General features: G+C 57.1%; 1 rRNA gene. It reads left to right on the top strand.

Annotated features, from left to right (window positions below):
- Nucleotides 1-280: 280 nt before the first annotated feature.
- A 23S ribosomal RNA gene (locus ACGFT1_RS35695) occupies nt 281-1,703 on the top strand; the annotation flags it as partial.

The following is a 1,703-nucleotide window of genomic DNA, read 5'->3' as shown; positions in this document are numbered from 1 at the left end:
GGCTTGCTCGGTCAGAGGCCAGTACATCGGCGAATGTTCGATGCTGGTTGCTCATGGGTGGAACGTTGACTATTCGGCACTCTCGGCCTGTGTCAGGTCACTAGTACTGCTTCGGCGTGGAACGTGACGTGGACGGGGATGAGGGTGTCGGGCACGCTGTTGGGTGTCTGAGGGAATGGATTTTTCCTCAGTCGCCGGCCCCAGTGCACTCGGATTTCGGTTCGGGGTGATGGGTGGCTGGTCGTTGTTTGAGAACTGCACAGTGAACGCGAGCATCTGTGGCCAAGTTTTTAAGGGCGCACGGTGGATGCCTTGGCACCAGGAACCGATGAAGGACGTGGGAGGCCACGATAGTCCCCGGGGAGTCGTCAACCAGGCTTTGATCCGGGGGTTTCCGAATGGGGAAACCCGGCAGTCGTCATGGGCTGTCACCCTTGCCTGAACACATAGGGCAAGTGGAGGGAACGCGGGGAAGTGAAACATCTCAGTACCCGCAGGAAGAGAAAACAACCGTGATTCCGGGAGTAGTGGCGAGCGAAACCGGATGAGGCCAAACCGTATGCGTGTGAGACCCGGCAGGGGTTGCGTATACGGGGTTGTGGGATCTTTCTTTTACGGTCTGCCGGCCGTGAGACGAGTCAGAAACCGTTGATGTAGGCGAAGGGCATGCGAAAGGCCCGGCGTAGAGGGTAAGACCCCCGTAGTCGAAACGTCAACGGCTCGTTTGAAAGACACCCAAGTAGCACGGGGCCCGAGAAATCCCGTGTGAATCTGGCGGGACCACCCGCTAAGCCTAAATATTCCCTGGTGACCGATAGCGGATAGTACCGTGAGGGAATGGTGAAAAGTACCGCGGGAGCGGAGTGAAATAGTACCTGAAACCGTGTGCCTACAAGCCGTGGGAGCGTCGGAACGAGGCTTGCCTTGTTCTCGTGACTGCGTGCCTTTTGAAGAATGAGCCTGCGAGTTTGCGGTGTGTTGCGAGGTTAACCCGGGTGGGGAAGCCGTAGCGAAAGCGAGTCCGAATAGGGCGATTCAGTAGCACGCTCAAGACCCGAAGCGGAGTGATCTAGCCATGGGCAGGTTGAAGCGGAGGTAAGACTTCGTGGAGGACCGAACCCACCAGGGTTGAAAACCTGGGGGATGACCTGTGGTTAGGGGTGAAAGGCCAATCAAACTCCGTGATAGCTGGTTCTCCCCGAAATGCATTTAGGTGCAGCGTCGTGTGTTTCTTGCCGGAGGTAGAGCACTGGATAGGCGATGGGCCCTACCGGGTTACTGACCTTAGCCAAACTCCGAATGCCGGTAAGTGAGAGCGCGGCAGTGAGACTGTGGGGGATAAGCTCCATGGTCGAGAGGGAAACAGCCCAGAGCATCGACTAAGGCCCCCAAGCGTACGCTAAGTGGGAAAGGATGTGGAGTCGCACAGACAACCAGGAGGTTGGCTTAGAAGCAGCCACCCTTGAAAGAGTGCGTAATAGCTCACTGGTCTAGTGATTCCGCGCCGACAATGTAGCGGGGCTCAAGCGTACCGCCGAAGTCGTGTCATTCATACAATAGGGCCAACGCCTGTATGGATGGGTAGGGGAGCGTCGTGTGCCGGGTGAAGCAGCCGCGGAAGCGAGTTGTGGACGGTTCACGAGTGAGAATGCAGGCATGAGTAGCGATACAAACGTGAGAAACGTTTGCGCCGATTGACTAAG

The sequence above is a fragment of the Streptomyces sp. Y20 genome, assembly GCF_043195475.1.
Classification (GTDB): domain Bacteria; phylum Actinomycetota; class Actinomycetes; order Streptomycetales; family Streptomycetaceae; genus Streptomyces.
The sequence above is the reverse complement of the archived record's forward strand: the minus strand, read 5'-3'. Positions and strand labels throughout refer to the sequence as shown.